Consider the following 26,032-nt stretch of genomic DNA (forward strand, 5'->3'; position numbering starts at 1 on the left):
CCGTCCGCGTCAGGAATAGAGCTCGAGGGCGTCGGCGAGGCTGTCGGGCACGGGCACCGGCGTGAGGCCGCCGGTCCCGGCCTGCATGATGCCGATCTCCTGCGTGCCGCGCGCGACGAGCCGCGGCGCCCCGTCTCCGACGCGCCAATAGCCGAACCGCACGGCGACCCGGTTGCCGCGGCGGTGGGCCAGCGACATGCGCACCTCCACCCTGTCGAAGGCGTGCAGCTCCTCGAAGAACTCGGCGCCGACCGAGAGCGTGACGAGCCGCAGGCCGTCCTCGATCCTGCGCAGCAGGTCCGGCGCGTGGTCGCGCAGGAACATCTCGCGGCAGCGCCCCTGCCACTCCAGGAAGTTGGCGAAATAGACGTTGCCGACGACGTTCGTCTCGCGGAAGCAGACGTCGTGGGCGTAGACGTATTCGCGCGGCGCCTCGGCGGCGGTCGCGGCCGCCGGGCGGTCATGCTCGAGCGTGAGCGGCATCGCTGATCTCCTCTGGCGCGCGCGGGCGCGGAGCGACGGTCGGGGTCTCGGCGAAGGCGATGGCGGCGATCGCGGGGCCGGAGGGCAGCGCGAGATCGACGAGGGCGATCCGCAGGCCGCCGGCATCCGCGGTCCGCACCCCGGCGAGCGGGGTAGCCTGCGTCGAGACCGGTCCGCGATCGGGCCGGCCGAGCTTGCGCAACGCCTCGTGAACGGCGAAGCGGCGCGCCGCGCTCGCGGGGTCGGCCGCCTCCGCGCCGACGAGGCTCGGATGCAGCGGCGCGCTTCCGCAGGCGAGCTCGGCGAGGGCCACGAGATCGCACCCGACGGGCGCGTCCGCGACGATCGCGAGCGTCGCGCGGGTCAGGTGGGCGAGCGTGAGGCAGCGGCCGTCGCCGGGGTGGAGGATGGGCCGGCCGTCGGCGCGCCGGGACACCGCGCCCGCGAGACCGAGATCGGCGAGAACGCCGGCCCGGCGCGCCGCGCGGTCGCAGGCCGTTCCGAGCCCGAGCGCGACCCGCGCGCCGGCGCCGGGCGCGACGTGCGCGATCGCCTGCGCCAGGTGCACCGGGGCGAGACCGGGCGCGCACGAGAGGATCGCCGCCGGGTCGAGATCGGCGACGGCGCGCAGGACGAGCCCGCTCCACCGTTCGACGCAGGCGCCGGTCTCGTCGAGCAGCGTCACGTCGAACGTGTGCAGCGGCGGCGCCGCCGCGCGGCGGCGGGCGAGGACGCGGATCGGCGCGCCGCCCGCGAAGCGCTCGATGCGCGCGACGCCGACGGGGATGAGCCTGTGATGCAGGAGCGTCGCCTGCACGCCGTGCAGCGCCGCGTCGCGCGCGCCCGGATCGCCGAGGACGAGATCCTCGCTCTCGTAGGCGCCGAACCAGCGCGTGTCGCCGGCCTCGCGCAGCGCGAAATCCGCCGCGTCCGGCGCGACATGCGCATAGCCGGCTATGCGCTGGAAGAGCGGGCCGTGGAAGAAGAGCGGACCGTAGAGCCCGTCCGCGGCGATCGCCGGCGGGCCGGCCGGGGCGACCCGCGGAGCGTCGGCGTCCCGCAGCGCGGGCGCGAGCGTGAGCCGAGCGGACATGCGATCCGAGGCGTAGCCGTCGTCCTCGGCGCGCACGACGACCGCGACGCGCCCGTCCGGCTCGCGCAGGGCGGCGATCCGCAGGCCCGCGCCGGCCCGCGGCTCCACCGCGACGGCGCGCGCGAAGCGCAGGTCCTCGACGGCGACGACCGCGCCGCCGCCCGCGAGCGCGCAGGCCGCCTGCGCCATCGCCTCGAGGGCGAGGACGCCCGGCAGGATGCGGACGCCCTCGACCACGTGGTCGTCGAGCGCCCGATCGCGCGCGATGTCGAGCGTGGTGTCGACCACGAGCTCGACCCCTGGGAAATGCACCCGCGGCGCATCGAGGAAGCGCTGCAGCGGCAGCGCGCCCGCGCCGAGATCGAGGTGGGGCGGCGGCCCGAAGCGGCTCGTCACCGCGATCGTCCCGGTCGCGGGACGGTCGATCAGCGCGTCCTCGATCGCCGCGAGGGCGTCGTCCAGCGACAGCGCGTCGACGCCGCGCTGGGCGAGGCGCTCGATCGTGCCGAGCTGCGCGCCCATGCCGGGACCGGACCAGACGCTCCATTCGAGGGTGAGCGCCTGGGCGAGGCCGGGCGCGGCGCTCTCCACCGCCTGCGCCATGACGGCGTTCGCCAGCGCGTAATGCGCCTCGCCCTCGAGGCCGATGCGGCCGATGATCGAGCCGAAGGCGACGACGCGCGAGAGGGAGGGGCCCGCGGCCGCCATGGCGCCGGCGAGACCGTCGCGCTTCGGGCGCAGCGTCTCCGCGACGGTCTCCGGCGCGAGATCCGCGAACCGCGTCGGCGTGTTCACGCCCGCGGCGTGCAGGAGCGCGGTCACCGGTCCCCAGCCGCGCGTCGCCTCCGCGAGGGCGGCGGACAGAGCCGGGGCGTCGGCGACGTCGGCTCGGGCGTAGCGCGCGCAGACGCCGCGTTCGACCGCGCGGGCGAGGGTCGCGGCCACGCGCGGATCGTCGGCCGGGCTGCGGCCGGCGAGGACGAGGCGTGCGCCGCTGCGTTCGGCGAGGCGCAGCGCGGCCTCGGCCCCGACCCCGCCGGCCCCGCCGGTGACGAGCATCACGTCGCCGGGTCCGAGCGGCGCGACCTGCGCGAGCGCCGGCGTCGCGGGCGCGAAGACCGGCGTCTCGAGGCGTCCGTCGGCGGTGACGCGCAGCTCGTCGAACACCCGGAACGGTCTCGCCAGCGCCGCACGCAGGGCGGCGTCGGGGGCGCCGCGCGCGCGGTCGACCAGGCGCAGCGATGCGCCGCCGCCCTCGGCGACGATCGAGCGAGCGAAGGCGCCGAGCGGCAGGCCGGCATGGCAGATCGTCAGCGCGTCGATGCTCGGGTCGCGCCGCGCCGCCTGCACGGCGGCGACGAGCGCGGCGTCGGCGGGCGCCGCGTCGGGCAGCCAGAGAAGCGCGGTCTCGCCCTCGGGCGCGTCGGCGACGAGGCCGCGGCGGACGGGCTCGTCGGGATTCGCGACGGGCGCGCCGAGAAGACGCATCCGGGAGGGCGGGGCGTCCGCGGCGGGGCCGCGATCGGCCCAGCGCATGGCGTAGGGCGCGATCCACGGCCGGACGCCGGCGACGCGCGTCTCCGGCGCCTCCTCCGCGTCGAGGGCGCCGATCTCGGAGAGCGCGGCGGCGAGCTCGGCGAGGGAGGCGTTGGCGAAATCCGTCGGCGCGCGGAGCGGCCGCGTTCCGGCCTCCCGAGCGGACTGCGCCACGAGCCGCGCGACGGCCAGCGAATTGAGGTGCAGATCGTCGAGGAAGCGCCAGCTCGGGTCGAGCGTCTGCGCCGGCAGGCCGGTCGCCTCCGCGGCGGCGCGGCGCACGGCGCTCAGGGCATCGCCCGGATCGCCGCCGTCGCCGCGATCGGCGGGCGTGGGAGCCGATGCGACGGGCAGCGGCGCCGCTGCCGGCGGCGGCGCGGGCGCGCGCGCCGGCGGCGCCTCCAGCCGGCAGGGGCTCGCGAGGAAGCGCGGCGCGTGGTCGAGATCGAAGGGCCGCAGCCGGCGATCGGAAAACAGCGCCGCCGGGCGCAGGGCCACGCCCAGGACGAAGAGCTGCGCGAGCGTCCCCAGCAGCGGCGCCAGCGAGGGCCCGAACGCGTCGGTGGCGAGCGCCCGCGTTCCGTGCGCGCCGGCGAGCCGGGCGAGCGCGCGACCGGGGCCGAGCTCGACGAGGACGTCGACCTCCCCCGCGGCGACGTCGAGCGCCTCGACGAAGCGCACAGGCCGGTCGAGCTGGCTCGCGAGCAGGGCGCGCAGATCCGCATCGGGCGCGATCGCGGCCGCGATGGTCGGCGAGACGACCCGGCGCCGAGCCGGCGCGAAGCCGACCTGCGCGAGGGCGCGGGCGAGCGGCCCGCGCGCGCCCGCCATCTCGGGGCTGTGGAACGCGCGCGTCACCGGCAGGCGCAGGCTCTCGAAGCCGGCGGCCGCCGCGCGTCGCTCCAGCGACGCGATCGCCTCCGGCGCGCCGGCCGCCACCTGCTCGGCGCGACCGTTGGCGCAGGCGAGAACGGCGCCCGTCCCCGCGAGAAGCGCATCGAGCTCCGCGCGCCCGGTGGAGAGCCGCAGCATGGCGCCCTCCGGCGCATGGTCGGCCATGGCCCGGCCGCGGGCGCGGGCGAGGGGCACGAGGTCGCCCTCCGGAAGCGCTCCGGCGAAGACCAGGGCGGCGAGCTCGCCCAGGCTGTGACCGATCGCGAGCCGTCCCGCGATCCCGACCCGCTCCAGGATCCGCAGCGCCGCGAGCGAGGCGGCGGCGATCGCCGGCTGCGCGCTCGCCGTGTCCTCGGCGCGCGCCGCTCCCGACGGCAGCCGCGCGAGGAGATCGACGAGATCGGGGAAGCGCCGGGCCCATGCGCCCCCGTCGGCCCGCGCGGGCGCGGCCTGGCCGCTGAACAGGAAGCCCACGCGCGGCGGAGCCTCCGCGAGACCGACGCAAACGCCGCGCTCGGGCGCCGAGAGGCCCGTCCCCGCGCGCGCCGCCTCGGCGGCCAGGGTCAGCCGGGACGCGAGCGTCTCGCCGTCGCCGGCGACGACCGCGGCGCGCCACGGCCCCGCGCCGAGCCGCTCGGCCAGCGCCGCCGCGGCGTCCGCGAGCTCCGCCATCGACAGGAGCCTCGCCCGCGGCGCGAAGGCCGAGAGGGCGTCGGCGAGGGCCGGCGCGTCGGCGGCCGCGAAGAGGAACAGCTCGCGATCGGCCTGCGGCACGGGCGCGAGCGGCGCCGCGCCGCGGCGCGGGGCAGGCGGCGCGGCGAGCACGACATGGGCGTTGACGCCGCCGAAGCCGAAGCTCGAGACGCCCGCGACGCGCGGCTGCTCCTCCGGCCAGGACCGCGCCCTGGCCGGGGCGACCCGGTCGCCGAGCTCGGCGAAGGCGGGGTGCGGCTCCTCCACGCTCACGTGCGGCGGGATCACGCCCTCCTCCAGCGCGAGCAGCGTCTTGATCAGGCCGGCGAAGCCGGCCGCGGCCTTGCAATGGCCGATATTGGCCTTGATCGAGCCGATCGGCAGCGGCGCGGCGCAGCCGGCCCGCAACCGCGAGAGCGCCTCGATCTCGACCCGGTCGCCCACCGCCGTGCCCGTGCCGTGGGCTTCCACGTAGCCGAGCGCCGCGGGGCCGACCCCCGCGGCGGCGAGGGCGCGCTCCAGCGCGCGCAGCTGGCCGTCGGGGCTCGGCCGGGTGAGACCGCCGGCGCCGTCGGTGGAGACGCCCCAGCCGCGGATCGAGCCGCGCAGCGGAAGCCCGCGATCGCGCGCGTCGCCGAGCCGCGACAGCATCACGAAGCCCGCGCCCTCGCCCGGCCAGAATCCGCTCGCGCGCGCGTCGAACACCCGCATGACGTCGGCGGCGAGGGCGCCGTTGCGGGAGAAGCCGACGAGCTCGAACGGGTCGAGGCTCAGGTCGACCGCGCCGACGAGGGCGGCGTCGATCCGCCCGGCGGCGACGAGGTCCGCCGCCGTCGACAGCGCGAGCAGCGAGGAGGCGCAGGCCCCGTCTACGGTGAAGGCTCCGCCGTGCAGATCGAGATGGTTGGCGATGCGCCCCGCGATCGTATTGGCGAGCCCGCCCGAGAGCAGGTCCTCGTCCGGCGTCGGGAAGCGCGCGCGGATGGCCGCGCGCATGCGCCCGCGCAGCCGCTCGGCCGCCTGCGGGTCGAGCCCCTCCTCCTCCGCGGCGCGGGCGAGGAGCGCGTCGAGAAAGGGCTCGCGCAGGCGCAGCAGGCCGGCCCGGCTGAACTCGCCGGCGAGCGTGTTCGCCACCACCACGCCGATGCGCCCCCGATCGAAGCCGGCGGCCCGGTCGGCCGCCTCGAAGGCGTCCGCAGCGACCTCGAGCGCCAGCCAATGCGTCGCGTCGGTCGCCTCGAAGGCGGCCCGCGGCACGCGGAAGCGCGACCGGTCGAACTCCCAGCCCTCGATCAGGCCGGCCTGGACGCGGGTGATCGAGTCCGCCGCGCCGACGCGCTCGGGCGCGTAGAGGTCGAGGTCGAGCCGCTCCGGCGGCAGCGGCCGGAACGAGCGGCGCCCGTCGAGCACGTTGCGCCACAGCGCCTGCGGGTCCGGCGCATCCGGGAAGCGGCACGCGGCCGCGAGGACGGCGAGCGCGGGAGGGCTCATCGCGCGCGCCTCCGATGCTCGAGAGCGAGCGCGAGCCCCCGCGCGGCGGTGACGAGCGTGAGCGCGTAGAACAGCCCGAAGACGACGTGCAGCTCCATCATCACCCCGTAGAGCGCCGCGACCGCCACCGCGAACAGGATCTGCCCGCGCCGGCCGGCCGGCGTCGTCGCGGGGTCGGTGATCATGTAGAAGGTGAAGAGGACGAAGGCGAAGCCGGTCATCGGCACGAGCCCGGCCTCGATCGGCGTGCCGTGCCAGAGCCCGCGCAGCACGGCTTGCGCCGCGAAGGCCCCGAGCCAGGCCAGGATCAGCGGAATGCGGCCCGTGGCCTTGGTGTTGAGCAGCGAGCCCGTCACGATCACGAGGCAGGGCAGCAGCCAGTCGAGGATGCCGGACGTGTTCTCGGCGAACATGTAGGGCGGCGCGATCCCCACCGTCGGGAACAGCAGCAGCGTGACCGTGATGCCGAAATTGGAGGGGTTGAGGTAGTGGCGCGTCTGCGGCCGCCCCTGCGCGTTCGTGCCGACCACGGCGCGGAACACGTATTTCGACGACATCGCCACCGCGCCGGCGAAGGCGATCGCGGCGAAATTGTCGACGGCGTAGAGCAGCATGCCGACGGCGAGCCCGCTGATGTGCGCGGGCAGGAGGAAGGTGACGAGGGCGCCGAAGGAGCCGCGATAGCGCGCCGCCCGCCCCTGCATCCGCGCCTCGATCGTCTCGCCGAGGAGATCCGTCCCGTAGGTCGCGGCCAGAGCCACGAAGGGGGTGATCCAGGCCTGCTCGAAGCCGAGCCAGGTATGCCCCAGCACGTTGAGCACCGTGATGGCGATGGCGAAGCGCGAGAGTCCGGTGAGCCGCTTCTCCGAATACCAGCGCTGGGCCACGGACGGCTTCGCGGCCCGCACCGGAGCGGGGGCGTGCGCGACGTCGCGGGTGAGGACCGTTGCCATGCCGCTCTCCTCAGGGCTCGGACGACGGAGCGGCGGGATCGAGCACGATCCGGTGCCGCCCGGGGGTCAGGGACAGGGTGCGGCGATGGGCGCCGGTCTCGTCGCGCCAGGCGATCTCGACGGCGTGAGCGACGTCGTCGCCCGCCGCCCCGAGCCCGAGATGAATCTCGGGCGCGCGCTTGCCGCCGTGCCCGGAGCCGCCGTCGACGAAGCCGGTGACGATCCGCCCGTCGGCGAGCGTCACCCGCGCCTCCGCGCCGATGGCCGGGCGCGTGCCCGCCACCGCGCCGGGCAGGCGCAGGTCGAGGACGACGGCCGCGCCGGGATCGGGCGTGAGGTTGCGCAGGAACAGCGAGGGCGACCATTGCCGGGCGATGGCCACCGCGAGCCGGCCGTCGCCGTAGACGTCGCCCGTGGCGATGCCGCGGGAGACGGTGCGCTCGGCGAGGCCGAGGTCGCGCCACACGTCGACGAAGCGACCCTCGGCGTCCGGCATGAACAGCCGGTCGTGGCTCTGTCCCGAAAGGTCGTCGCCGGGCCCGAAGCGCGGCCAGCTCGCGGGATGGGCCAGGAGCTCGTCGTTGCCCATGGCGAGCTCGTGCAGCTCCGGCCAGCGGTTGCGCTCGCCGGCGACGAAGCCGATCGCCTGGAGGAGCGCCGGGCGCCCGCTGTTGAGGAGGTCGGCGAACTTGAGGTCCCAGGCCCAGCTCGAGGTCCAGGTGCCCCGCGCCGTCGCCTCGTCGACGTAGGGCGCGACGCCGCGCGCCCAATCGGCCGCCTCGCCGCTGGCGACGAACAGGAAGTGGCTCTCCAGCAGCGCGTAGGCGGAGGAGATGTTGCTCACTGCGATGGCCGGGCGCCCGTCGCCGACGACGTCGCCGAAATCGACGCCCATGCCCTTGAACGAGTCGCGTCCCAGGCGCTGCGAGGCGGGCGTCGCCGGCCCCCGGCGGCCGTCGGCGCGCACGAAACGCGGCGCGCCCGGGCGCGAGCGGTTGAGGAGGAGGAGGTCGTTGCCGAAATCGTTCGCGAGATAGAGCTCGGGCAGCTGCGCGTAGGCCGCGTCGACGTGGCCGGCCTCGACGGCCTCGCCGTCGAGATCGCGGGCGCCGAGCGCCAGCGTCCAGCCGTGGGCCATGGCGCCGTCGAAGGCGGCGCTGGCGTCGCGGTAACGCACGGTGGTCTCGCTCGCGCCGCTCCAGAGCAGAAGCCGGTTGCGCCCTCCGTTCGCCGCGCGCGACATCGAGTGCTGCATGGCGAATCCGTCGGTCGCCGTGGGGTCGAGCACCCGGTCGCCGTCGCGGAAGTAGTTGCCGACGACGAGGTCGGGATGGCCGTCGCCGTCGATGTCGGCGAGGAGCGCGGCGTTGCTGTTCCAGATCTCGCGCTCCGGCACGATCTCCACCGGATCGAAGGCCGCCGTCGCCGGCCGCGGCGCGCCGTTGCGCAGGAAGGCGACGGGCGTGCGGCCCCAATAATAGACGAGCGCGTCGGTGCGGCCGTCCTCGTTCACGTCGGCGAGGAGGCAGCCCATCGGGGCGATCGTGTGCGGCGCGTAGCCCTCCGTCGGGGTCGCCAGCGCGAAGGGCGCGTAGCGCTCGCCCGTCTCCGGCGCGGGGAGGATCGAGACGCTGTCGTTGCGCGGGTCGACGAGGCACAGGTCGGCGGGGCGCCCCAGCCCGTCGACGTCGCCCAGCGCCACCGCGGCGCCGACCGACGAGATCCAGGCGTCGATATGGGCGATGTCGGGGTGGACCTCGCGGATGCCGCGCAGGGGGCGGCCGTTGTCGGCCGGCGCGAGGGCGTGCGCCTCCAGGACGAGCCCGCCCCGCGCCGCCGCGCGCTCCTCCGGCGTCCAGTTCGAGGGCGTGGCGAAGCCGTAGAGGACGGCCGCGACGCCGGCGGTGGCGAGCTTCGCGGCGTGGGCTTGGATCAGGAGGCTCATCGGCCGTCTCCGGGAAGTCCGTCGAGGCGGCGCTGAACGGCTCGCCGCCAGCGCTCGTAGGGGGGCGTCGGCCCGGCCGCGCTCGCGTCGAGCCGTGCGCGCTCGGCACGCACGAGGGCGGCGACGGCAGCGGGCTCGGCCCCGAGAAGGGCGCGGATCACGGCGGCGGCATGGGCGGGCGCGGGGCCGGCGCAGGCATGCGCCTCGGCGGCGAAGGCGCAGCCCTGCCGAAAGCCCGCCCGCGCGTCCGCGGGAAGCGTCGCCGCGAGCGCGGCGAGGGCCTGCGGATCGGCGCCGCCGGCATAGGCGCAGGCGAGCCCGACGCCGGACCACAGGTCCGCGCGCTCGTGCTGCGGCATCGCGGCGACGAGCCGGCGCACCGCCTGCGGGTCGGCGCCCCCGAGGAACCAGAGCGCGCGCCCGAGGCCCTGCGCATAGGCCCGCGGCGCGTAGCCCGCCCCGCGCACGCGCCGCCAGCCGGCGAGAACGCGACCGTGATGGAAATAGAGATCGTGAAAGCCCATGCCGTCGTCCGCGAGCCAATGATGCACCGGGTCGAGCGCCCGGCGGATGACGCCGCGTCGCCAGGGCAGCCGCGCCATCGCCCAGCCCGCGCCGACATGCAGGAGGTAGCCGTAGCGCGGGCCCGCCTGCGCCAGCAGGCCGCCGAGCCGCGCCCCGCGCCACGAGAGCGCGTCGGCGATCGCCGCGCCCATGGCCGCGCCCTCCATCACGAAGCCGCGACGCGCGCCGTCCTCCTCGGCGAAGCGCAGGAGCGCCGGCGGGTTGGCGTCGGCGAGCGCGCGCCCGTAGCCCGCGATGAACGCCCGCCCGATCGCCTCGAGGCGGCCCTGCGCGGAGGGCTCGCACGGGGGGAAGCCGCGCCGGGCGAACTCCGCCTCGCGCGGGTCGAGCGCGGCGAGACGGCGCAGCCCCGTCGGCCGCGGCGGCCGCCCGGCCTCGTGCGGCGATGCGCCCCTGTCCTTCGCGAAGACGAGATCGACCTCGGCCGCGCGCTCCTGCATCGGTCCCTCCCGGTGCTCGCTGGACCCTGCCCGGCTCCTGCGACCCAAGGATGCTAGCGCCCCGTCCTGCACCGATCCTCGCCGCGCGGTGGCGTGGTTCTCCCGGGGCGGCCTCGGCGGCCTCACCACGCGATCACGGCGCCCTCGCGGCGACGGGCGGCGCCGAGGCGGCCCCTCCCCCCGCGCATGCCAGCGTCCCTCGGACGGCAAGGCTTCGCGCTCGACCCCGCGCCTCGAACCGCGTAAGAGCCCCCCACCGCATCGCCGCGCGCCCGCCCGCCCCATCGAAGGAGCCCGCCCATGCACCGCCTCTCCGCCAAGGTCGCTCTGGTCACCGGCGCCGCCCGCGGGATCGGGGCGGCGATCGCCCGGGCCTTCGCGACGCAGGGCGCCTTCGTGCTGGTCACCGACATCGACGAGGAGGGCGCCCGGGAGCTCGCGGCCACGCTCGGGCCCTGCGCCGCGCACACCAGGCTCGACGTGCGCGAGGAGGCGGACTGGATCGCGGCGACGGACGGCCTCGTCGCCGCCCGCGGCAGGATCGACGTCGTCGTCAACAATGCCGGCATCACCGGCTTCGAAGCCGGCATGGTCCCGCACGACCCGGAGCACGCCTCCCTCGCGGACTGGCGGGCGGTGCACGCGACCAATCTCGACGGCGTGTTCCTGGGCTGCAAGCACGCGATCCGCGTCATGCGCCCGGCGGGACGGGGCTCCATCGTCAACATCGCCTCGCGCTCGGGGATGGTCGGCATTCCGGGGGCTGCGGCCTACGCCTCCTCCAAGGCGGCGATCCGCAACCACACCCGGACGGTCGCGCTCTATTGCGCCGAGCAGGGCCTCGCGATCCGGGCCAACGCCATCTGCCCCGCGGCGATCATGACGCCGATGTGGGAGGCCGTCCTCGGCTCCGGCCCGGAGCGCGCCGCCCGCGAGGCCGCCGCCATCGCCGACTGCCCGATGAAGCGCTTCGGCCGCCCCGAGGAGGTCGCGGCGCTCGCCGTGATGCTCGCCTCCGACGAGGCGCCCTACATGACCGGCGCGGAGCTGGTGCTCGACGGCGGCATCCTCGCCGGCGGCGCCGCGCCGTCCCCGGCTGGGGAGGGGTGAGGGCGGGCCTCTCACCCCCCTCCCGCACTTTCCCCCTATCCCTCGCCGACGATCCGCGCTAAGACGGCGTTCTCGATACGTTCGGTTTCGCCCGCATGACGCAGCGCAACGTCACGGCCGTGGTGCTCTGGATGGCCGGAGCGCTCCTTTCGTTCTCGGCGATCGCCGTCGCCGTGCGCGAGCTCTCGGGCGCGCTCTCCGTCTTCGAGATGCTCGCCTTCCGCAACGCGGCCGGCCTCGCGGGGCTGCTCGCCGCGGCCCTGTTCCTGCCGCGGCTGCGCGGGCAGATCCTGCCGCGGCGCCTGGGGCGCCACGTCCAGCGCAACCTCGTCCACTTCGCCGGGCAATATTCCTGGACCGTGGGCGTGACGCTGCTGCCGCTCGCCGTCGTCTTCGCCATCGAGTTCACCGCGCCGGCGCTCACCGCGCTCTTCGCCGTGCTGCTGCTCGGCGAGCGGCTCACCCGCACGCGGGCGCTCGCCATCGGGCTCGGCTTTCTCGGCGTTCTGGTGATCGTGCGTCCTGGCATGGGCGAGATCGGCTGGCCGGCCCTCGTCGTGCTCTTCGCCGCCTTCTGCTTCGCGCTCACCGCCATCGCCACGAAGAGCCTCACCCGCACGGAGAGCACCTACGCGATCCTGGTCTCGATGAACGCCATGCAGCTGCCGCTCAACCTCGCCGGCGCGAAGGCTGGCTACCTCGCCCGGCTCGCGGAGGCGCCCGTCCTGCCGCTCGTCGCGCTGGCCATCGCCGGCTTCACGGCGCATTGGTGCCTCACCAACGCCTATCGCAACGGCGACGCCATCATGGTCGTGCCCCTCGACTTCCTGCGCATTCCCCTCATCGCGGTGGTGGGGCTGATGCTCTATGCCGAGCCGCTCGACCCGTTCGTCTTCGCCGGCGCGGCGATCATCGTCGGCGGCATTTTGGTCAACCTGCGCGCGGAGACGGCCCGCGCGCCGTCCACGCGGGAGGCGTGACATGTCCTGGTCGGCACAGCAGGACGCGGCCTTGAGGGCGGTCGACGCCTGGCTGAAGGAGGGGGAGCCGCAGGTCTTCCGGCTGTTCGGCTTCGCCGGCACGGGCAAGACCACCCTCGCCCGCCACGTGGCGGAGCACGTCGACGGGGACGTCGCCTTCGGCGCCTTCACCGGAAAGGCCGCCTCGGTGATGCGCTCCAAGGGCTGCGCGGACGCCTCCACGATCCACGCCATGATCTACCGCTCGCGGGAGGGCGACGAGGAGGCGGGCCCGCTCTTCACGCTCAACAAGTCGGGGCCGGCGGCGAAGGCGGACCTGATCGTCATCGACGAGTGCTCGATGGTGGACGAGGAGCTCGGCCGCGACCTGCTCTCCTTCGGCAAGAAGGTGCTGGTGCTCGGCGACCCCGCGCAGCTGCCGCCGGTGAAGGGCGGGGGCTTCTTCACCGAGGCCGAGCCCGAAATGATGCTCACCGAGGTCCACCGGCAGGCGGCCGACAACCCGATCGTGCACCTCTCCATGCTGATCCGCGACGGCGGGCGGCTCGACTACGGGAGCTTCGGCGAGAGCCGGGTCATCCGCCGCGGCGAGATCGACCCGCAGACCGTGATGGGCGCCGACCAGGTGCTGGTCGGCATGAACAAGACCCGCCGGCTCTACAACGGCCGCATCCGCGAATTGAAGGGCTTTCGCGACCCCTATCCCGCCGCCGACGAGAAGCTGGTCTGCCTGCGCAACGACAAGTCCAAGGGCCTCCTCAACGGCGGCCTGTGGAGCGTGCAGGAGGCGAAGCACTGGCCCAATCGCGACCTCGTCGTCATGCGCGTCTCGCCCGAGGAGAACCCGCGCCACACGGTGAAGGTCGAGGTGCCGAGCGCCTTCTTCGAGGGCACGGAGGACGCGCTGCCCTACGCCGCCCGGCGCGAATCGGACGAGTTCACCTACGGCTACGCGCTCACCGTCCACAAGGCGCAGGGCTCGCAATGGGACGACGTTGTGCTGTTCGACGAGAGCTTCGCCTTCCGGGAGCACCGCGGGCGCTGGCTCTATACCGGGCTGACGCGGGCGGCGGAGCGGGTGGTGGTGGTGCGGTGAGGGGGTGACGAAGGTCTCCCCTCGCGCGAACGGGCCGGCCGATTCACACACCGTCCCGCGCCGCTCGCGCAGAGCCTCGTCGAGAGCGCGCGTCGGGCGCGCCGAACCCTCTCCTCCCCTGTAGGGGAAGGTGTCGCCGCGCGAAGCGCGGTGACGGATGGGGCGCGCGGCACGCGCGTTCGGCGAAGCCGAAATCGACGGGCGAGACCGTCGGCCGCCGGGAGCTTCCGCTTCGCGGAACGCGTCGCTTCGCGTCGCACCCCATCCGTCACGCCGCCTGCGGCGGCGCGCCACCTTCCCCTACGGGAAAGGAAAACGTCGGGCGCCCGCTCTCGACACGCGGTGGGTCTCCCCGGAAACGCCCCCGCCTACGCCCCCGCCTTACGCCAGCACCCCGTGGCAGTGCTTGAACTTCTTCCCCGAGCCGCAGGGGCAGGGCTCGTTGCGGCCGACCTTGCCCCAGGTGTTGGGGTCGGTCGGGTCGCGGTTCTCGGTGGCGATCGCGCCGACGCCCGCGGCGGCCCCGGCCGCGCCCGGGGAGCCGAGGCCCGTCGTGCCGCCCGCCGCCATCTCGTCCTCGCCGGTGACGGGGTCGGCGTGGTGCGCCTCCATCTCCGGCAGCTCGGGCTCGGGCGGGCGCTGGTAGACCACCTCGACCCGCATCAGCTGCGCCGTGACCTGCTCGCGCAGGCGCCCGATCAGCCCCTCGAACAGCTGGAAGGCCTCGGACTTGTACTCGTTGAGCGGGTCGCGCTGGGCCATGCCGCGCCAGCCGATGACCTGGCGCAGGTGCTCGAGCGTGACGATGTGCTCGCGCCAGAGCTGGTCGAGGCTCTGCAGCAGCACCTGCTTCTCGACGTAGGTCATCACCTGGGCCGAGTTCTTGTCGACGCGCGCCTGGTAGGACTCGTCGGCGGCCTTCTGCAGGCGCTCGCGCATCTCCTCGTCGGCGATGCCCTCTTCCTTGGCCCAGTCGATCACCGGGACGTCGAGGTTGAGCAGCCGGCGCACCTCGGCGTCGAGCCCGGTGACGTCCCACTGCTCGGGATAGGCGTCGGCCGGGATGTGGCGGGCGACGACGTCGTCGACGACGCTCTCGCGCATCTCGTCGATCGTGTCGCGCACGCTCTCCTCGCCCATGAACTCCCGGCGCTGCTCGAAGACGACCTTGCGCTGGTCGTTCATGACGTTGTCGTACTTGAGGATGTTCTTGCGGATGTCGAAGTTGCGCGCCTCGACCTTGGACTGCGCCTTCTCGATCGCCTTGTTGATCCAGGGATGGACGATCGCCTCGCCCTGCTCGAGGCCGAGCTTGGTGAGCATGCCGTCCATGCGGTCCGACCCGAAGATGCGCATCAGGTCGTCCTGCAGCGACAGGAAGAACTTCGAGCGGCCCGGGTCGCCCTGGCGGCCGGAGCGGCCGCGCAGCTGGTTGTCGATGCGCCGCGATTCGTGGCGCTCCGTGCCCATGACGTAGAGGCCGCCGGCCCCGAGCGCGCGCTGCTTGAAGGCCGCGACCTCCTCGCGGATCGCCGCCTCGCGCGCCGCGCGGGCCTCGCCTTCCTCCATGCCGTCGAGCTCGACGCCGATGCGCATGTCGGCGTTGCCGCCGAGCTGGATGTCGGTGCCGCGGCCGGCCATGTTGGTCGCGATGGTGATCGCGCCCGGCACGCCGGCCTGCGCGACGATGAAGGCCTCCTGCTCGTGGAAGCGGGCGTTGAGCACCGCGAAGCTCTTGGCCGGCTCGCCCTTGCGGGCGGCGGTGTAGAGCGGCTCGAGCGCCTTCGGGTCGGCGAAGTCGATCTGGGTGAAGCCGGCCTGCTTCAGCTGGGCGGCGAGGAGCTCGGACTTCTCGATCGAGGTCGTACCGACCAGCGAAGGCTGGCCCTTGGCGGAGGCCTCGCCGATGTCGTGTATGATCGCCGCGTACTTCTCCTCGACCGTACGGTAGACCTCGTCGTCCTCGTCGAGGCGGGCGATCGGCTTGTTGGTCGGGATCTCGACGACGTCGAGAGCGTAGATCTCGGCGAACTCGGACGCCTCGGTGGAGGCCGTGCCGGTCATGCCGGCGAGCTTGGAATAGAGCCGGAAATAGTTCTGGAAGGTGATCGAGGCGAGCGTCTGGTTCTCCGGCTGGATCTTGACGCTCTCCTTCGCCTCCAGCGCCTGGTGCAGCCCTTCCGAATAGCGCCGGCCGGGCATCATGCGGCCGGTGAACTCGTCGATGATCACCACCTCGCCGTTGCGGACGATGTAGTCCTTGTCGCGGGTGAACAGCTTGTGGGCGCGCAGCGCCTGGTTCAGGTGGTGGACCAGCGTGGCGTTCTGCGCATCGTAGAGATCGTCGCTCTTGAGCAGCTCGTGCTCGCGCAGCAGCGCCTCGACCCGCTCGGTGCCGGCCTCGGAGAGCGAGACGGCGCGCTGCTTCTCGTCGAGGTCGTAATGCTCCGGCGTCAGCGCCGGGATGATCTTGTCCACCGCCTGGTAGAGGTCCGACCGGTCGTCGAGCGGGCCGGAGATGATCAGCGGCGTGCGCGCCTCGTCGACGAGGATAGAGTCGACCTCGTCGACGATGGCGTAGGCGTGGCCGCGCTGCACCATCTGGGCGAAGTCGTACTTCATGTTGTCGCGCAGATAGTCGAAGCCGTACTCGTTGTTGGTGCCGTAGGTGATGTCGCAGGCGTAGGCCGCCTTGCGCTGCTGGTCGTCGAGCCCGTGCACGATGACGCCCACGGTGAGGCCCAGGAATCGGTAGATGCGGCCCATCCACTCCGAGTCGCGCCGCGCGAGGTAATCGTTCACCGTGACGACGTGCACGCCCTTGCCGGCGAGCGCGTTGAGATAGACGGCGAGCGTCGCCACCAGCGTCTTGCCCTCGCCGGTCTTCATCTCGGCGATGGAGCCCTCGTGCAGCACCATGCCGCCGATCAGCTGCACGTCGAAATGCCGCTGCCCGAGCACGCGCTTGCCGGCCTCGCGCACCGTGGCGAAGGCGTCGACCAGCACGTCGTCCAGGCTCTCGCCCTTGGCCACGCGCGCCTTGAGGTCTTCCGTGCGTGCCCGCAGCGCGTCGTCCGAGAGGCCTTCGAGCTCCTTCTCGAGGGCGTTGATGGCCTGGACGCGCGGGGCGTACGACTTCAGGCGTCGGTCGTTGGCCGTGCCGAAGAGCTTCTTCGCGAATGCGCCGAACATGGGGTCCTGTCGTCTGTCGTGGTCGTCGAATGCGGCATGGGTCGCGCGCTATATAGACCTAATCATCGCGGAGCGCATCCGAAAGGATGGCGCCCGCGCGAAGGGGGCGGCGAAGGGGCCGCTTGCCACCGCTTCCCTTGCATTGCCCCGCGCGATGGGTCAGACCAAGCGCAGTTCGGTTCGAAAGAAAGGCGCGGGCCCGCGCCGTCGAGGTACTTGCATGTCCCGCTTCCCCCTTCTCCCCCGCCTCGCGCTGGCGCTCGCGCTCGGCGCGTCGGCCTCGACGCTCGCGTTCGCGCAGCAGGATCAGGCCGCCGAGACCGCCGCTCCGGCCGCGCCCGCCGCGGCCGAGGTCGATCCGGACGCCGTCGTCGCCACGGTGGACGGCGTGACCATCACGGAAGCGGATCTCGCGCTCGTCGCCGAGGACCCGGCGCTGCCGCTGCCGGGCATGAGCGCCGAGCAGCGTCGGGACGTGCTGATCGGCTACCTCGTCGATCTCAAGCTCGCCGCCCGCGCCGCCGAGAACGCCGGCCTCGCCGAGACCGAGACCTTCGCCCGCAACATGGCCTACCAGCGCGACAAGGTGCTGCTCGCCGCCCTGCTCGAGGAGACCATCGCCGCCGCCGTCACCGAGGAGGCGGCGCGCGCGCTCTACGAGGAGACGGTCGCCGGCATCGAGCCGCAGGAGGAGGTGCGCGCCCGCCACATCCTCGTGCCGACCGAGGAGGAGGCGAAGGCCGCCGCCGAGCGCGTCGCCGCCGGCGAGGATTTCGCGGCCGTCGCGGCGGAGCTGTCGCAGGACCCGGGCTCGGCGCGCGAGGGCGGGGATCTCGGCTTCTTCACCAGGGACCGCATGGTCGCGCCCTTCGCCGAGGCGGCCTTCGCGCTCGAGCCGGGCGGCGTGTCCGAGCCGGTGCAGAGCCAGTTCGGCTGGCACGTGATCAAGGTCGAGGAGCGCCGCGAGCAGCCCACCCCGGCCTTCGAGGACATGCGCGAGCAGATCGAGACCTTCCTCGCCCGCCGCGCCCAGCAGGAGCTGATCCTCTCGCTGCGCGACGGCGCCACCGTCGAGCGCCCGGGGCAGGACCCCGCGGACGGCGAGGCGCCGGCGCAGGCTCAGTGAGCCTGCCGCACCGGCCCGAGAGACGCGAAACGCCCCGCCGGTCGGCCGACCGGCGGGGCGCTCTCGTTTAAAGGTGGACGCGCGCGTCAGCGCATGACGTAGACGACGCGGCGCGTGGCCGGATCGACGAGCACCGGCACGCCGTTCACGTAGGCGTACTCGTACTCGTATTCCGGGATCGGGCGTAGGCCCACGGCCGGCGGCAGGCCGGCCCCGGCCACGACCTCGCCCTCGAGATAGACCGGATCCACCCGGTTCTCGTAGACGTAGGTGCGCACCGGCGGCGGCGGCGCGGTGAAGCCCTCGATGGCCCCGCCGACGGCGCCGGCGACCGCGCCGACGGTCCCGCCGATGATCGAGCCGACCACCTCGCCGGCGACGGCGCCCGTCGCGGTGACCGGGTCCCACTGGGCCTCCGGCACGATCTCGCGGCGCTGGGTGACGATCACGGGGGCGTTCTCGACCGTGGCCGACAGGTAGTCGCCGTAGGCCCAGGCCTCCCGGCCCTCGTACTGCACGCGACACCAGGCCGACTGGGGCAGGCAGCCGACCACGGTGACCGCGTCGTTGCCGTCGATGACGTCCACCACCTCGTAGTTCGGGCCGGGCCCGGCGCGCATGTTCAGGTCCGTCGTCGCCGTGGCGGCGACCTGCGCGGAGGCCGGCGCGGCCAGGCCGATGGCGGCGGCGCTCGCGGCGGCGAGGAAGAGGGTACGGGTCATGAGCATTACTCCTTCCGTCCTGTGACAGGATCGGGCGAGCGAACGCGAGAGGGGAGGACGCGTTCCCATGCCGGGGAGCAAGGGCTCAGGCGGCTTCGAGACTGCCGGATTGGAGCCGGGCGGTGTCCAGCGACAGGGTCGCGCCGGCGCGGTCGCGCAGGAGGAGGATGTCGGGGCGGTCGAGGTCGATGTGGATGGGCTCGCCGCACGCGGGCGCGCGGCCGCGGCCCTTCGCGCGCAGGAACGGCACGACCCGATCGTCCGCCGCCGCGAGCGCCTCGACGATCGCCTGCTCGCTGCGCGGCAGCGTCGAGGCGACGAGCGCCTTCAGCCGCGAGGGCGTGGCGTCGCGCAGCGCGCGCTCGAAGGCGATGGCGAAGGTGGTGTCGATCGGCGGGCCGTCGAGGCCGGCGCGGGCGGCGGCCCAGGTGACGTAGGGGTCCGGCTCGGCCGTGCGCAGGAAGGCGGCGAGGACGTCGGGTCCGTCGAGGCCGGCTTCCAGGCGGAAGAGCCGCTTGCGCGCCTCCGCGGCGGGAAGGGCGAAGGTATCGTCGGTATCCTCGACGCCCGCGACCGCCGCCGTGGGATTGCGCCGGCCGCGCAGCCTGCGGCCGTTCGCGAGCTTGCGGCGCAGATCGCCGGTCGCCTCGTTCGCCGCGCCGGCGGCGCGGGCGTCTTCGAGGACCTGCACGGCGGCTGCCCGCTCGCCGAGATCGTCGGCGAGGATCGTGGCGAGCTGGTTGTGGATGAAGGGATCGTACGGGAAGAGCGCGCGTGCCTCGCGCAGCAGCGCGGCCGCCTCGTGCGGCCGGTCGAGCGTGTCGGCGAGGAGCTTGGCGAGCTGTGTGCGCCATTGCGGGTTTTCGGGAAAGCGCCGGATCGCCTCCCACCCTATCCGCTCCGCCGCCGTGAGCCGGCCGGCATGCTCCAGCCCGTCGCGCAGCAGCGCCCAGGCGTAGACGTTGCGCGGATCGTACTCGAAGGCGAGGCGGGCGAGGGCGACGGCTTGCGCCCCGCGCGCGGCGCGCTCCGGCCCAGGGTCCTTGCGCAGCAGGTTCATGCCGATGTTGCAGGCCGTGCGCACGAGGTAGAAGACGTCGCCGGTCCGGTCGGCGTAGCGGCGGTGGCCGCGCATCAGCGTTTCGATGTCGCTGGACACGCTCGACAGCGGCTGCCCGACCCGGTCGAGGATCGCTTGACGATCGTGCGCCGCTGGCGGCTCCAGCGCCCCGCCCCCGCGCAGCTGCCGCACGCCGCCCTCGCCGGCGGGCAGATCGAGATCCTCCCGCCACCCCGCCGCGGCGGGGAACGTCTCCTCGGCGCCCTCCGTCCGCTGGCGGATCTCGCCCTCGGTCGCCGCGATCACCCGTGAGACCCGCTCACGCCAGAAATCGTCCGAGCGCGGATAGGCGTTCTCCACGAGCCGCCATTCGCGCTCGAAGACGCGCCACGCCACCTTCTGCCGCGCGCCCCAGCGCGCCAGCCCTTGAAGCACGAAATCCTCGTTGGCGCTGAATTCCTCGCCGAGAGGCATGCGCCGCAGGCCCAGCAGCCCGACCGCGAGATAGCTCTCGTCGTAGCTCCCGCCCGCCTCGGCGCAGAGCGACAGCCACAGCGGCATAAGCCCCCGCGCCTCGATCCCCGCCTCGGCGGCGGCGTCCTGGCTCAGAGCCAGCGTGCGATAGAACTCGCGGCGCAGGTCGAGGCTGCGGTCGATCACGAAATTCGCGAAGAACGGCTGCCAGAGGTCGTAGCGCCGCCGCAGGTCGACGACGGTGTCGCGCGGAAGCACGCGGCGGACGATGGCGAGGAGGCGCTCCAGCCGGATAACGCCGAGCCGGAAGGATGCCCCTTTCTGCTGGAGCAGCGTCCTGCGCGCGCTATCGAGAAACGCCGCCGCCCCGCGGTCGACGGCGGCCCGGTAATCCTCGCCGCCTTCCGCAACGAGGTCCGCGACGATGTCCACCGGCTCTCCGGCGGCGAAGTAGCCGAGCGCGGCCTTCCCCGCGACGAGGTCGCGCAAGGCCTCCTCCGGCCGCGCGAGCAGGTCCGCGGCGAAGCGCGTGTCGAGCACCGATACTGTCTGCGCAACGCTCATGCGGTCGCTTTCATGCCGCGTGCCCGAAATCGGCGCGCCGCGTCCCGGCGCGGACACGGTCGAGATGGACCGCCCGCGCCGCGAGGATATCAGGCTTTCCGTTAACGCGGGACTCGGCGATTCGCTTCACGTGCGCGGCCTTGTACGGCATGCGCACGTGCAGGATCTCGCGCACGAGCGGGCGCGACGGCGCGTCCGTCCCCAGATCCACGGCGAAACCGTTGGCGGTCGCCCGGGGCACGGGGTGGAAGGCCGGGTTCTCGCGGCTCTCGAGCACGCTGGCGAGCGCGAAGGGCCGGTCGATGCCGCCGTCCCCGGCATGGGCGAGCACCTCCCCGGCCGTGTACTCCATGAGGGCGAACTGGCGGGGCTCGGTGCCGAAGTGATGGTAGAGGCCGAAGCGCTCGCAGAGCCGTTCCAGCCAATCGTCGCGCCCGACGTCCGCCTCGACCTCGCTCTTGAAGGCCGCGAAGGCGGGGCGCTCGCCGGGGAAGGTCTCGAACAGCGCGACGAAGGCGGACAGGGTAGCGGCGTCTCTGCTCGTGTGCGCATCCTGGAGCTGCGCGTACGTCCACCCGCTTTTCGACAGGAGCTCGTCGATGCGCTCGAGCCGCACGATCTTCTGCCGCGGCTCGACGTCGTCGCCGAGCAGCGCTCCGGCGTTCAGGTCGGGATCGAACGTCGTCGGACGCGCGCCGCGGGCCTCGCCCTGGATGTGGAGATCGAAGTAGTCCCGCGCGGCCTCTTTCAGGTCGTCGGTGTATCCCGTCTCGGCTTCGAAATGCGCGAGGCGCTCCGCCGACACGTTCTCCTCGATCCGGTAGTTCTCGCCCACCGCCCGGGTCGGCGGCTCCGCGTCGGCCTCGAGCCGGCGGGCATGCTCCTGGAACGGTGCCTTCGTGAAATCCATCGCGCAATCGACACATCGTCGACGCCGCCGCTCGCATGAGCGGCACCGCCTTGCCCCCGTTCGGCGCGACTAGATCAGGTTGCGCGAGCCTTGGCAATAGCCGCCATCCGTGTACTCGCGGCGGACCCTTCCGCCACCGCCTCCCCCCGTCTATCCTCCCCCGAAAACACCCACCGGAGGAGCCGCCCGCCATGAATCTCCACGCCCTCGCCGCCGCGCGCGCGGCGGAGGACCGCCCCGTCCGCGTCGCCTTGATCGGGGCCGGCAAGTTTGGGGCGATGTTCCTCGCGCAGGTGCCGACCATTCCCGGGCTCGAGGTGGCGGCCATCGCCGATCTCGATCCGGAGCGGGCGCGGCTCGCGTGCCGCACCGTGGGGTGGGACGAGGCGCGGATCGCGAGGACGCGCTTTTACGACGACGGGCGCGCGGCGATCGCCGACGACGTCGAGGTCGTGATCGAGGCGACCGGCGCGCCGGAGGCGGGCGTCGTCCATGCGCTCGCCGCCATCGAGGCGCGGCGCCATCTCGTCATGGTCAACGTCGAGGCGGACGTGCTGGTGGGCGCCGCGCTCGCCGAGAAGGCGCGGGCCGCGGGGGTGGTCTACTCGATGGCCTACGGCGACCAGCCGGCCCTCGTCTGCGAGATGGTGGACTGGGCGCGCGCCGCCGGGTTCCAGGTCGCGGCCGCAGGCAAGGGCACCAAGTACCTGCCGGCCTACCACACGGTGACTCCGGACGACGTCTGGAGCCATTACGGGCTCGACCCGGAGGCCGCGGCGCAGGCGGGCATGAACCCGAAGATGTTCAACTCCTTCCTCGACGGCACCAAGTCCGCCATCGAGGCCGCCGCCATCGCCAACGCCACCGGCCTCTCCGTGCCGGAGGACGGGCTCGCCTTCCCGCCCTGCGGCGTCGACGATCTCGCCCACGTGCTGCGCCCGCGGGAGGTCGGCGGCGTGCTCGCCCGCGACGGCATGGTTGAGGTGGTCTCCTCGCTGGAGCGGGACGGGCGCGCGGTCTTCCGCGACCTGCGCTGGGGGGTCTACGTGGTGCTGAAGGCGCCCACCACCTACGCCGCGGCCTGCTTCAGGCAGTACGGCCTGCCGACCGACCGCAGCGGCTTCTACGCCGCGATGTACAAGCCCTTCCACCTGATCGGGCTCGAGCTCTCGATCTCGGTCCTGTCCGCCGCGCTCCGGCGCGAGCCGACGGGGACGACGCGGGCCTTCGCGGCCGATGTCGTGGCCGTGGCGAAGCGCGATCTCCAGGCGGGCGAGACGCTCGACGGCGAGGGCGGCTACACGGTCTACGGCCGGGTGACGACGGCGGCGGCGAGCCTGGCGGCGCGGGCGCTGCCCATCGGCCTCGCGCACGGCGTGCGGCTGGTGCGGCCGGTCGCTGCGGGCGCCGTCGTCACGGAGGCCGACGTCGCGCCCCGCGAGCGGCCGAGCGAGGCGGAACGGCTGCGCGCGACGCTCCAGCCGGCGTGAGCCGTCACGCCGCCACGGGCGTGCGTCGCGCGTCCCCCGTCGCGTCGACGAAGCGGGCGGCTTCCTCGAAGGGGAGCGGCGGGGCGAACAGGTAGCCCTGGCCGAAGGGGCAGCCCAGCGCCTCCAGCAGGCGCAGGTGCTCGGGCGTCTCGATGCCCTCGGCCACGATGTCGATCTCCAGCCGCGCCGCGAGCTCGATCAGCCCCGAGACGATGGCGTGGCTCGCGCGGTCCTCGGTGATCCGCGAGACGAAGGAGCGATCGATCTTGATCGTGTCGAGCGGGAAGGCGCGCAGGTGGGTCAGCGAGGCGAAGCCGGTGCCGAAGTCGTCGAGGGAAATGCGGATGCCGCGCTCGCGCAGGCTCGCCGCGGTGCGGGCGATGAAATCCGTCTCGCCGTTGAGGAAGACGGTCTCGGTCACCTCGATCACGAGCTTGTCGATCGCGACCCCCGCCTCGCCGAAGGCCCGCTCGATGCGCGCCTCGAGGTCGCCGCGCTGGAAATCGGCGAGGGTGACGTTGAGCCCGACCTTGTCGAAGGCGAGCCCGCGCGCCTCGAAGCGGGCGAGGTCGCGCGCCACGAGCGTGAGCATGCGCGTCGTCAGCGCGTGCCCGATGCGCGGGTCGAGCAGCGCGCTGGCGTAGCGGCCCGGCGCGTGCGCCTCCTCGCCGACGCGGAAACGCGCGAGGCTCTCGAAGCCGCAGAACAATCGATCGCACAGCCTCACGACCGGCATGTAGCGCGGCTCGATGCGGCCCTCGTCGAGGAAGCGGCCGACGTCGGCGACCTGCTTCAGCCGCGCGACGATGGCGGAGCGGATGGTCGGGCGATAGGGCACGAAGCGACCACGCCCCGCGCCCTTGGCATGGTAGAGCGCGATGTCCGCGTCCCCGCGCAGCAGGTCCGCGTCGCCGGCCGGACGCGCCAGGGCGCCGCCGATCGACACGGACGGCAGCAGCATGTGGCCCTCGGCGACGATGGGCTCCGCGCAGGCGGCGAGGATGCGCTCGGCGATCTCGGCGAGCATGCGCTCGTCGGCGCCGCGCGAGAGGACCACGGCGAATTCGTCGCCGCCGAGGCGCGCGGCTTCCTGGTGCGGCCCGAGCGCGGCGCGGATGCGCGCCGCGACCCCGCGGATCAGCACGTCGCCGACGCCGTGGCCCAGCGTGTCGTTGACGTCCTTGAGCTTGTCGACGTCGATCAGCAGCAGGCCCGCACCGGGCTGCCCCGCCGCCGCGGCGTTCAGCTCGACGAAGCGCTTGCGGTTCCAGAGCCCCGTCAGCTCGTCGACATTGGCGAGCGTCCAGAGAGCCCGTTCCTGGCCGCGCCTGCGGGTGACGTCCTGGACGAGGCCCACGACGGCGCCGCCGGCGGGATCGGCGGGGTCGCGGGTCGCGGCGACCCGCACCCAGACGGGCGGCGTAGCGGCCGCATCGAGGGCGATCTCCCGATCGAAGCCGCAGCCTTCGTCGCGGCAGGCCGCGATGGCGTCGCGCAACGCGGCGCGCTCGGCTGCGGGAAAGGCCTCGAGAAACGCCTCGAGGGTCGGCGCCGCCTCGTCGGCCAGGCGCAGCACGTCGGAGACGGCGGCGGTCCGGTACAGACGAGCGCCGTCGAGGCGCCACGCCGCGACGCCGGCGAGACGGGCCGCGGTGGCGGTGAGCGCCTGCGCGTCGAAGCTCGGTACGGCTTCCTCCGCGCGCTCCTCGTCCTGCACCGGGCCCGTCTTGCTCATCATGTCCGCCTTTCGACGCCGTTCGGCGGCGCCTCCCTCGCAGGCTGGCCGAAATCCCCTAAAGCTTCGGTGAATCCGAGCGATTCCCGACACGAGACGGACCGTGCGTCCGCGCCCGCACGGGATGGGCGGCGATGCCGGGCGTGTTCCCTTTTTGATCGCATCGTGCTAGGAAGGATGCATGACCGGCCTCGCACTCTCCCCGCGCCCGGACGGGCGCCAGTCCCCCGCCGCTCTCGCCATCCAAAGGGGCGTGCGCCGCCTCTTCGCCGCGCACGACTGCGTCACCCTGTGCGAGTTCACGCTGCGCTCCGGCCGGCGGGCGGACGTGATCGCGCTCGCGCGCGACGGCAGCGTGTCGATCGTGGAGATCAAGTCGAGCGTGCGGGATTTCCGGGCGGACCGGAAATGGCCGGACTATCGGGACTTCTGCGACCGCCTCTATTTCGCCGTCGACGCCCGAACGCCCCTCGACATCCTGCCGATCGAGACCGGGCTGATCCTCGCCGACGGATACGGGGCGGAGATCCTGCGCGAGCCGCCCCATCACGCTCTGGCGCCGGCCCGGCGCAAGGCGCTCACACTGCGCTTCGCCCGCGCTGCGGCGGCGGGGCTGCACGCGGCGACGGACCCGGAGGCGCGGGCCTATCTCGGCGGGCTCTCGGAGGGCTGAGGCGCCGGCCTCAAGCGGCGGTCCAGCCGCCGTCGACGAGCAGCGAGGCCCCGGTCACCAGCGCGCTCGCGTCGGAGGCGAGGAAGACGACGGGGCCCATCAGGTCCTCGACGCGGCCCATCCGTCCGAGCGCGATCTTGGAGAGCACCCAGTCGCGGAAGGCCGGATCGGAGAGGCTCGCCCTGGTGAGGTCCGTCTCGATGAAGGTCGGGCATATCGTGTTGACGCGCACGCCATGCGGCCCGAGCTCGAGGGCCATCGCCTTGGTGATCCCCTCGACGGCGAACTTGGAGGCGCAATAGACCGTACGCTTCGGGCCGCCGACATGGCCCATCTGCGAGGACATGGTGATGATCGAGCCCGGCCGGCCGGCGGCGAGAAGGCCCCGCGCCACGGCCTGCGCGACGAAGTAGGCGCCGCGGACGTTCACGTCCATCACCGTGTCGAACTGCTCGAGCGTGGTGTCGACGAGATGGGCCGGGCGGGTGACGCCGGCATTGTTGACGAGCACGTCGAAGGGCCCCGCCGCCTCGATCGCCGGGCCGGCCGTCTCCGGCGCGTCGACGTCGAGGACGAGGGCGTCGGCGCGCCAGCCCTCGGCCCGGAAGGCGGCGGCCGCCTCCTCGAGGGCGTCGCGCGAGCGGGCGGCGAGCGTCACCGCGGCGCCGGCCTCGGCGAGCGCTGCGGCGCAGGCGAGCCCGATGCCGCGCGAGGCTCCGGTGACGAGCGCCCGCTTGCCGTCGAGGCGGAAGCTCGGCGTGCGGGGCAGCCGCATCGGGGTCTCCTC

General features: G+C 73.9%; 17 protein-coding genes. 6 read left to right on the forward strand and 11 right to left on the reverse strand.

Going from position 1 to position 26,032, the window contains the following annotated elements; all coding sequences use genetic code 11:
• Positions 1-9: 9 nt before the first annotated feature.
• Genes ABL310_RS22105 through ABL310_RS22125 form a run of 5 tightly spaced genes read right to left on the reverse strand, consistent with a single transcriptional unit; the run spans position 10 to position 10,113 of the window.
• The gene (locus ABL310_RS22105; RefSeq protein ID WP_349369156.1) at positions 10-483 is read right to left on the reverse strand and encodes an acyl-CoA thioesterase; all 474 of its coding nucleotides are present in this window, start codon (positions 481-483) and stop codon (positions 10-12) included.
• A complete protein-coding gene (locus tag ABL310_RS22110) occupies positions 461-6,190 on the reverse strand; it encodes an SDR family NAD(P)-dependent oxidoreductase (protein WP_349369157.1) in 5,730 nt (1,909 codons plus the stop codon). Before ABL310_RS22110 ends, ABL310_RS22105 begins: the two co-directional genes overlap by 23 nt.
• Positions 6,187-7,143, reverse strand: a complete 957-nt coding sequence (locus ABL310_RS22115; RefSeq protein ID WP_349369158.1) for an enediyne biosynthesis protein UnbU — start codon at positions 7,141-7,143, stop codon at positions 6,187-6,189. The genes ABL310_RS22110 and ABL310_RS22115 overlap by 4 nt, the downstream gene beginning before the upstream one ends.
• Positions 7,144-7,153: 10 nt before the next feature.
• The gene (locus ABL310_RS22120; protein WP_349369159.1) at positions 7,154-9,088 is read right to left on the reverse strand and encodes a CRTAC1 family protein; all 1,935 of its coding nucleotides are present in this window, start codon (positions 9,086-9,088) and stop codon (positions 7,154-7,156) included.
• Positions 9,085-10,113, reverse strand: coding sequence for a DUF1702 family protein (locus ABL310_RS22125; protein WP_349369160.1), 1,029 nt, complete (start codon positions 10,111-10,113; stop codon positions 9,085-9,087). The genes ABL310_RS22120 and ABL310_RS22125 overlap by 4 nt, the downstream gene beginning before the upstream one ends.
• 300 nt (positions 10,114-10,413) lie before the next feature.
• On the opposite strand from ABL310_RS22125, the gene ABL310_RS22130 reads away from it, so the two are divergent.
• The 3 genes from ABL310_RS22130 (at position 10,414) to ABL310_RS22140 (ending at position 13,299) form a co-directional block, all read left to right on the forward strand.
• Positions 10,414-11,223 (forward strand): SDR family oxidoreductase, encoded by an 810-nt coding sequence (locus tag ABL310_RS22130; RefSeq protein WP_349369161.1) that lies wholly within the window; start codon positions 10,414-10,416, stop codon positions 11,221-11,223.
• Between the two features lie 95 nt (positions 11,224-11,318).
• The gene (locus ABL310_RS22135) at positions 11,319-12,203 is read left to right on the forward strand and encodes a DMT family transporter (RefSeq protein ID WP_349369162.1); all 885 of its coding nucleotides are present in this window, start codon (positions 11,319-11,321) and stop codon (positions 12,201-12,203) included.
• Between the two features lies 1 nt (position 12,204).
• Complete coding sequence (locus ABL310_RS22140) at positions 12,205-13,299, forward strand: AAA family ATPase (RefSeq protein WP_349369163.1); 1,095 nt, start codon at positions 12,205-12,207, stop codon at positions 13,297-13,299.
• A 381-nt stretch (positions 13,300-13,680) separates the two neighbouring features.
• Here ABL310_RS22140 and secA read toward each other — a convergent pair whose 3' ends face one another.
• Positions 13,681-16,491, reverse strand: coding sequence for a preprotein translocase subunit SecA (gene secA, locus ABL310_RS22145; RefSeq protein WP_349369164.1), 2,811 nt, complete (start codon positions 16,489-16,491; stop codon positions 13,681-13,683).
• A 220-nt stretch (positions 16,492-16,711) separates the two neighbouring features.
• Between secA and ABL310_RS22150 the strand changes: the two genes are divergently transcribed.
• On the forward strand, positions 16,712-17,617 hold the full coding sequence (locus ABL310_RS22150) for a peptidylprolyl isomerase (protein ID WP_349369165.1): 906 nt from the start codon (positions 16,712-16,714) through the stop codon (positions 17,615-17,617).
• A gap of 86 nt (positions 17,618-17,703) precedes the next feature.
• On the opposite strand, the gene ABL310_RS22155 is transcribed toward ABL310_RS22150, so the two are convergent.
• The 3 genes from ABL310_RS22155 to ABL310_RS22165 all read right to left on the reverse strand — a co-directional run bounded on the left by ABL310_RS22155 (position 17,704) and on the right by ABL310_RS22165 (position 21,347).
• The gene (locus ABL310_RS22155) at positions 17,704-18,339 is read right to left on the reverse strand and encodes a DUF1236 domain-containing protein (RefSeq protein WP_349369166.1); all 636 of its coding nucleotides are present in this window, start codon (positions 18,337-18,339) and stop codon (positions 17,704-17,706) included.
• Between the two features lie 85 nt (positions 18,340-18,424).
• Positions 18,425-20,437 carry a hypothetical protein gene (locus ABL310_RS22160; RefSeq protein ID WP_349369167.1) on the reverse strand — a complete coding sequence of 671 codons (2,013 nt, stop codon included), beginning with the start codon at positions 20,435-20,437 and terminating at the stop codon, positions 18,425-18,427.
• Positions 20,438-20,447: 10 nt separating this feature from the next.
• Positions 20,448-21,347 carry a hypothetical protein gene (locus tag ABL310_RS22165; protein WP_349369168.1) on the reverse strand — a complete coding sequence of 300 codons (900 nt, stop codon included), beginning with the start codon at positions 21,345-21,347 and terminating at the stop codon, positions 20,448-20,450.
• A gap of 191 nt (positions 21,348-21,538) precedes the next feature.
• Between ABL310_RS22165 and ABL310_RS22170 the strand changes: the two genes are divergently transcribed.
• A complete protein-coding gene (locus ABL310_RS22170) occupies positions 21,539-22,837 on the forward strand; it encodes an SAF domain-containing protein (RefSeq protein WP_349369169.1) in 1,299 nt (432 codons plus the stop codon).
• Between the two features lie 4 nt (positions 22,838-22,841).
• Here ABL310_RS22170 and ABL310_RS22175 read toward each other — a convergent pair whose 3' ends face one another.
• Positions 22,842-24,575: an EAL domain-containing protein gene (locus tag ABL310_RS22175; protein ID WP_349369170.1), complete on the reverse strand. Its 1,734-nt coding sequence runs from the start codon at positions 24,573-24,575 to the stop codon at positions 22,842-22,844.
• Between the two features lie 178 nt (positions 24,576-24,753).
• Here ABL310_RS22175 and ABL310_RS22180 point away from each other — a divergent pair, with 178 nt between their 5' ends.
• Positions 24,754-25,245 (forward strand): MmcB family DNA repair protein, encoded by a 492-nt coding sequence (locus ABL310_RS22180; RefSeq protein ID WP_349369171.1) that lies wholly within the window; start codon positions 24,754-24,756, stop codon positions 25,243-25,245.
• A gap of 10 nt (positions 25,246-25,255) precedes the next feature.
• Here the strand turns inward: ABL310_RS22180 and ABL310_RS22185 are convergent, their stop codons facing one another.
• Positions 25,256-26,020: a glucose 1-dehydrogenase gene (locus ABL310_RS22185; RefSeq protein ID WP_349369172.1), complete on the reverse strand. Its 765-nt coding sequence runs from the start codon at positions 26,018-26,020 to the stop codon at positions 25,256-25,258.
• Positions 26,021-26,032: the final 12 nt, after the last annotated feature.

The sequence above is a fragment of the Salinarimonas sp. genome, assembly GCF_040111675.1.
In the GTDB taxonomy this organism is placed as follows: Bacteria; Pseudomonadota; Alphaproteobacteria; order Rhizobiales; family Beijerinckiaceae; genus Salinarimonas.

Excerpts from the sequence above, each read along its gene's own strand:
- ABL310_RS22185 (WP_349369172.1), bottom strand. The coding sequence starts at position 26,020 with ATGCGGCTGCCCCGCACGCCGAGCTTCCGCCTCGACGGCAAGCGGGCG.
- ABL310_RS22180 (WP_349369171.1), top strand. The coding sequence starts at position 24,754 with ATGACCGGCCTCGCACTCTCCCCGCGCCCGGACGGGCGCCAGTCCCCC.
- ABL310_RS22130 (WP_349369161.1), top strand. The coding sequence starts at position 10,414 with ATGCACCGCCTCTCCGCCAAGGTCGCTCTGGTCACCGGCGCCGCCCGC.
- ABL310_RS22125 (WP_349369160.1), bottom strand. The coding sequence starts at position 10,113 with ATGCAGGAGCGCGCGGCCGAGGTCGATCTCGTCTTCGCGAAGGACAGG.
- ABL310_RS22105 (WP_349369156.1), bottom strand. The coding sequence starts at position 483 with ATGCCGCTCACGCTCGAGCATGACCGCCCGGCGGCCGCGACCGCCGCC.
- ABL310_RS22165 (WP_349369168.1), bottom strand. The coding sequence starts at position 21,347 with ATGGATTTCACGAAGGCACCGTTCCAGGAGCATGCCCGCCGGCTCGAG.
- ABL310_RS22120 (WP_349369159.1), bottom strand. The coding sequence starts at position 9,088 with ATGAGCCTCCTGATCCAAGCCCACGCCGCGAAGCTCGCCACCGCCGGC.
- secA (WP_349369164.1), bottom strand. The coding sequence starts at position 16,491 with ATGTTCGGCGCATTCGCGAAGAAGCTCTTCGGCACGGCCAACGACCGA.
- ABL310_RS22175 (WP_349369170.1), bottom strand. The coding sequence starts at position 24,575 with ATGATGAGCAAGACGGGCCCGGTGCAGGACGAGGAGCGCGCGGAGGAA.
- ABL310_RS22115 (WP_349369158.1), bottom strand. The coding sequence starts at position 7,143 with ATGGCAACGGTCCTCACCCGCGACGTCGCGCACGCCCCCGCTCCGGTG.
- ABL310_RS22110 (WP_349369157.1), bottom strand. The coding sequence starts at position 6,190 with ATGAGCCCTCCCGCGCTCGCCGTCCTCGCGGCCGCGTGCCGCTTCCCG.
- ABL310_RS22150 (WP_349369165.1), top strand. The coding sequence starts at position 16,712 with ATGTCCCGCTTCCCCCTTCTCCCCCGCCTCGCGCTGGCGCTCGCGCTC.
- ABL310_RS22135 (WP_349369162.1), top strand. The coding sequence starts at position 11,319 with ATGACGCAGCGCAACGTCACGGCCGTGGTGCTCTGGATGGCCGGAGCG.
- ABL310_RS22160 (WP_349369167.1), bottom strand. The coding sequence starts at position 20,437 with ATGAGCGTTGCGCAGACAGTATCGGTGCTCGACACGCGCTTCGCCGCG.
- ABL310_RS22170 (WP_349369169.1), top strand. The coding sequence starts at position 21,539 with ATGAATCTCCACGCCCTCGCCGCCGCGCGCGCGGCGGAGGACCGCCCC.
- ABL310_RS22155 (WP_349369166.1), bottom strand. The coding sequence starts at position 18,339 with ATGACCCGTACCCTCTTCCTCGCCGCCGCGAGCGCCGCCGCCATCGGC.
- ABL310_RS22140 (WP_349369163.1), top strand. The coding sequence starts at position 12,205 with ATGTCCTGGTCGGCACAGCAGGACGCGGCCTTGAGGGCGGTCGACGCC.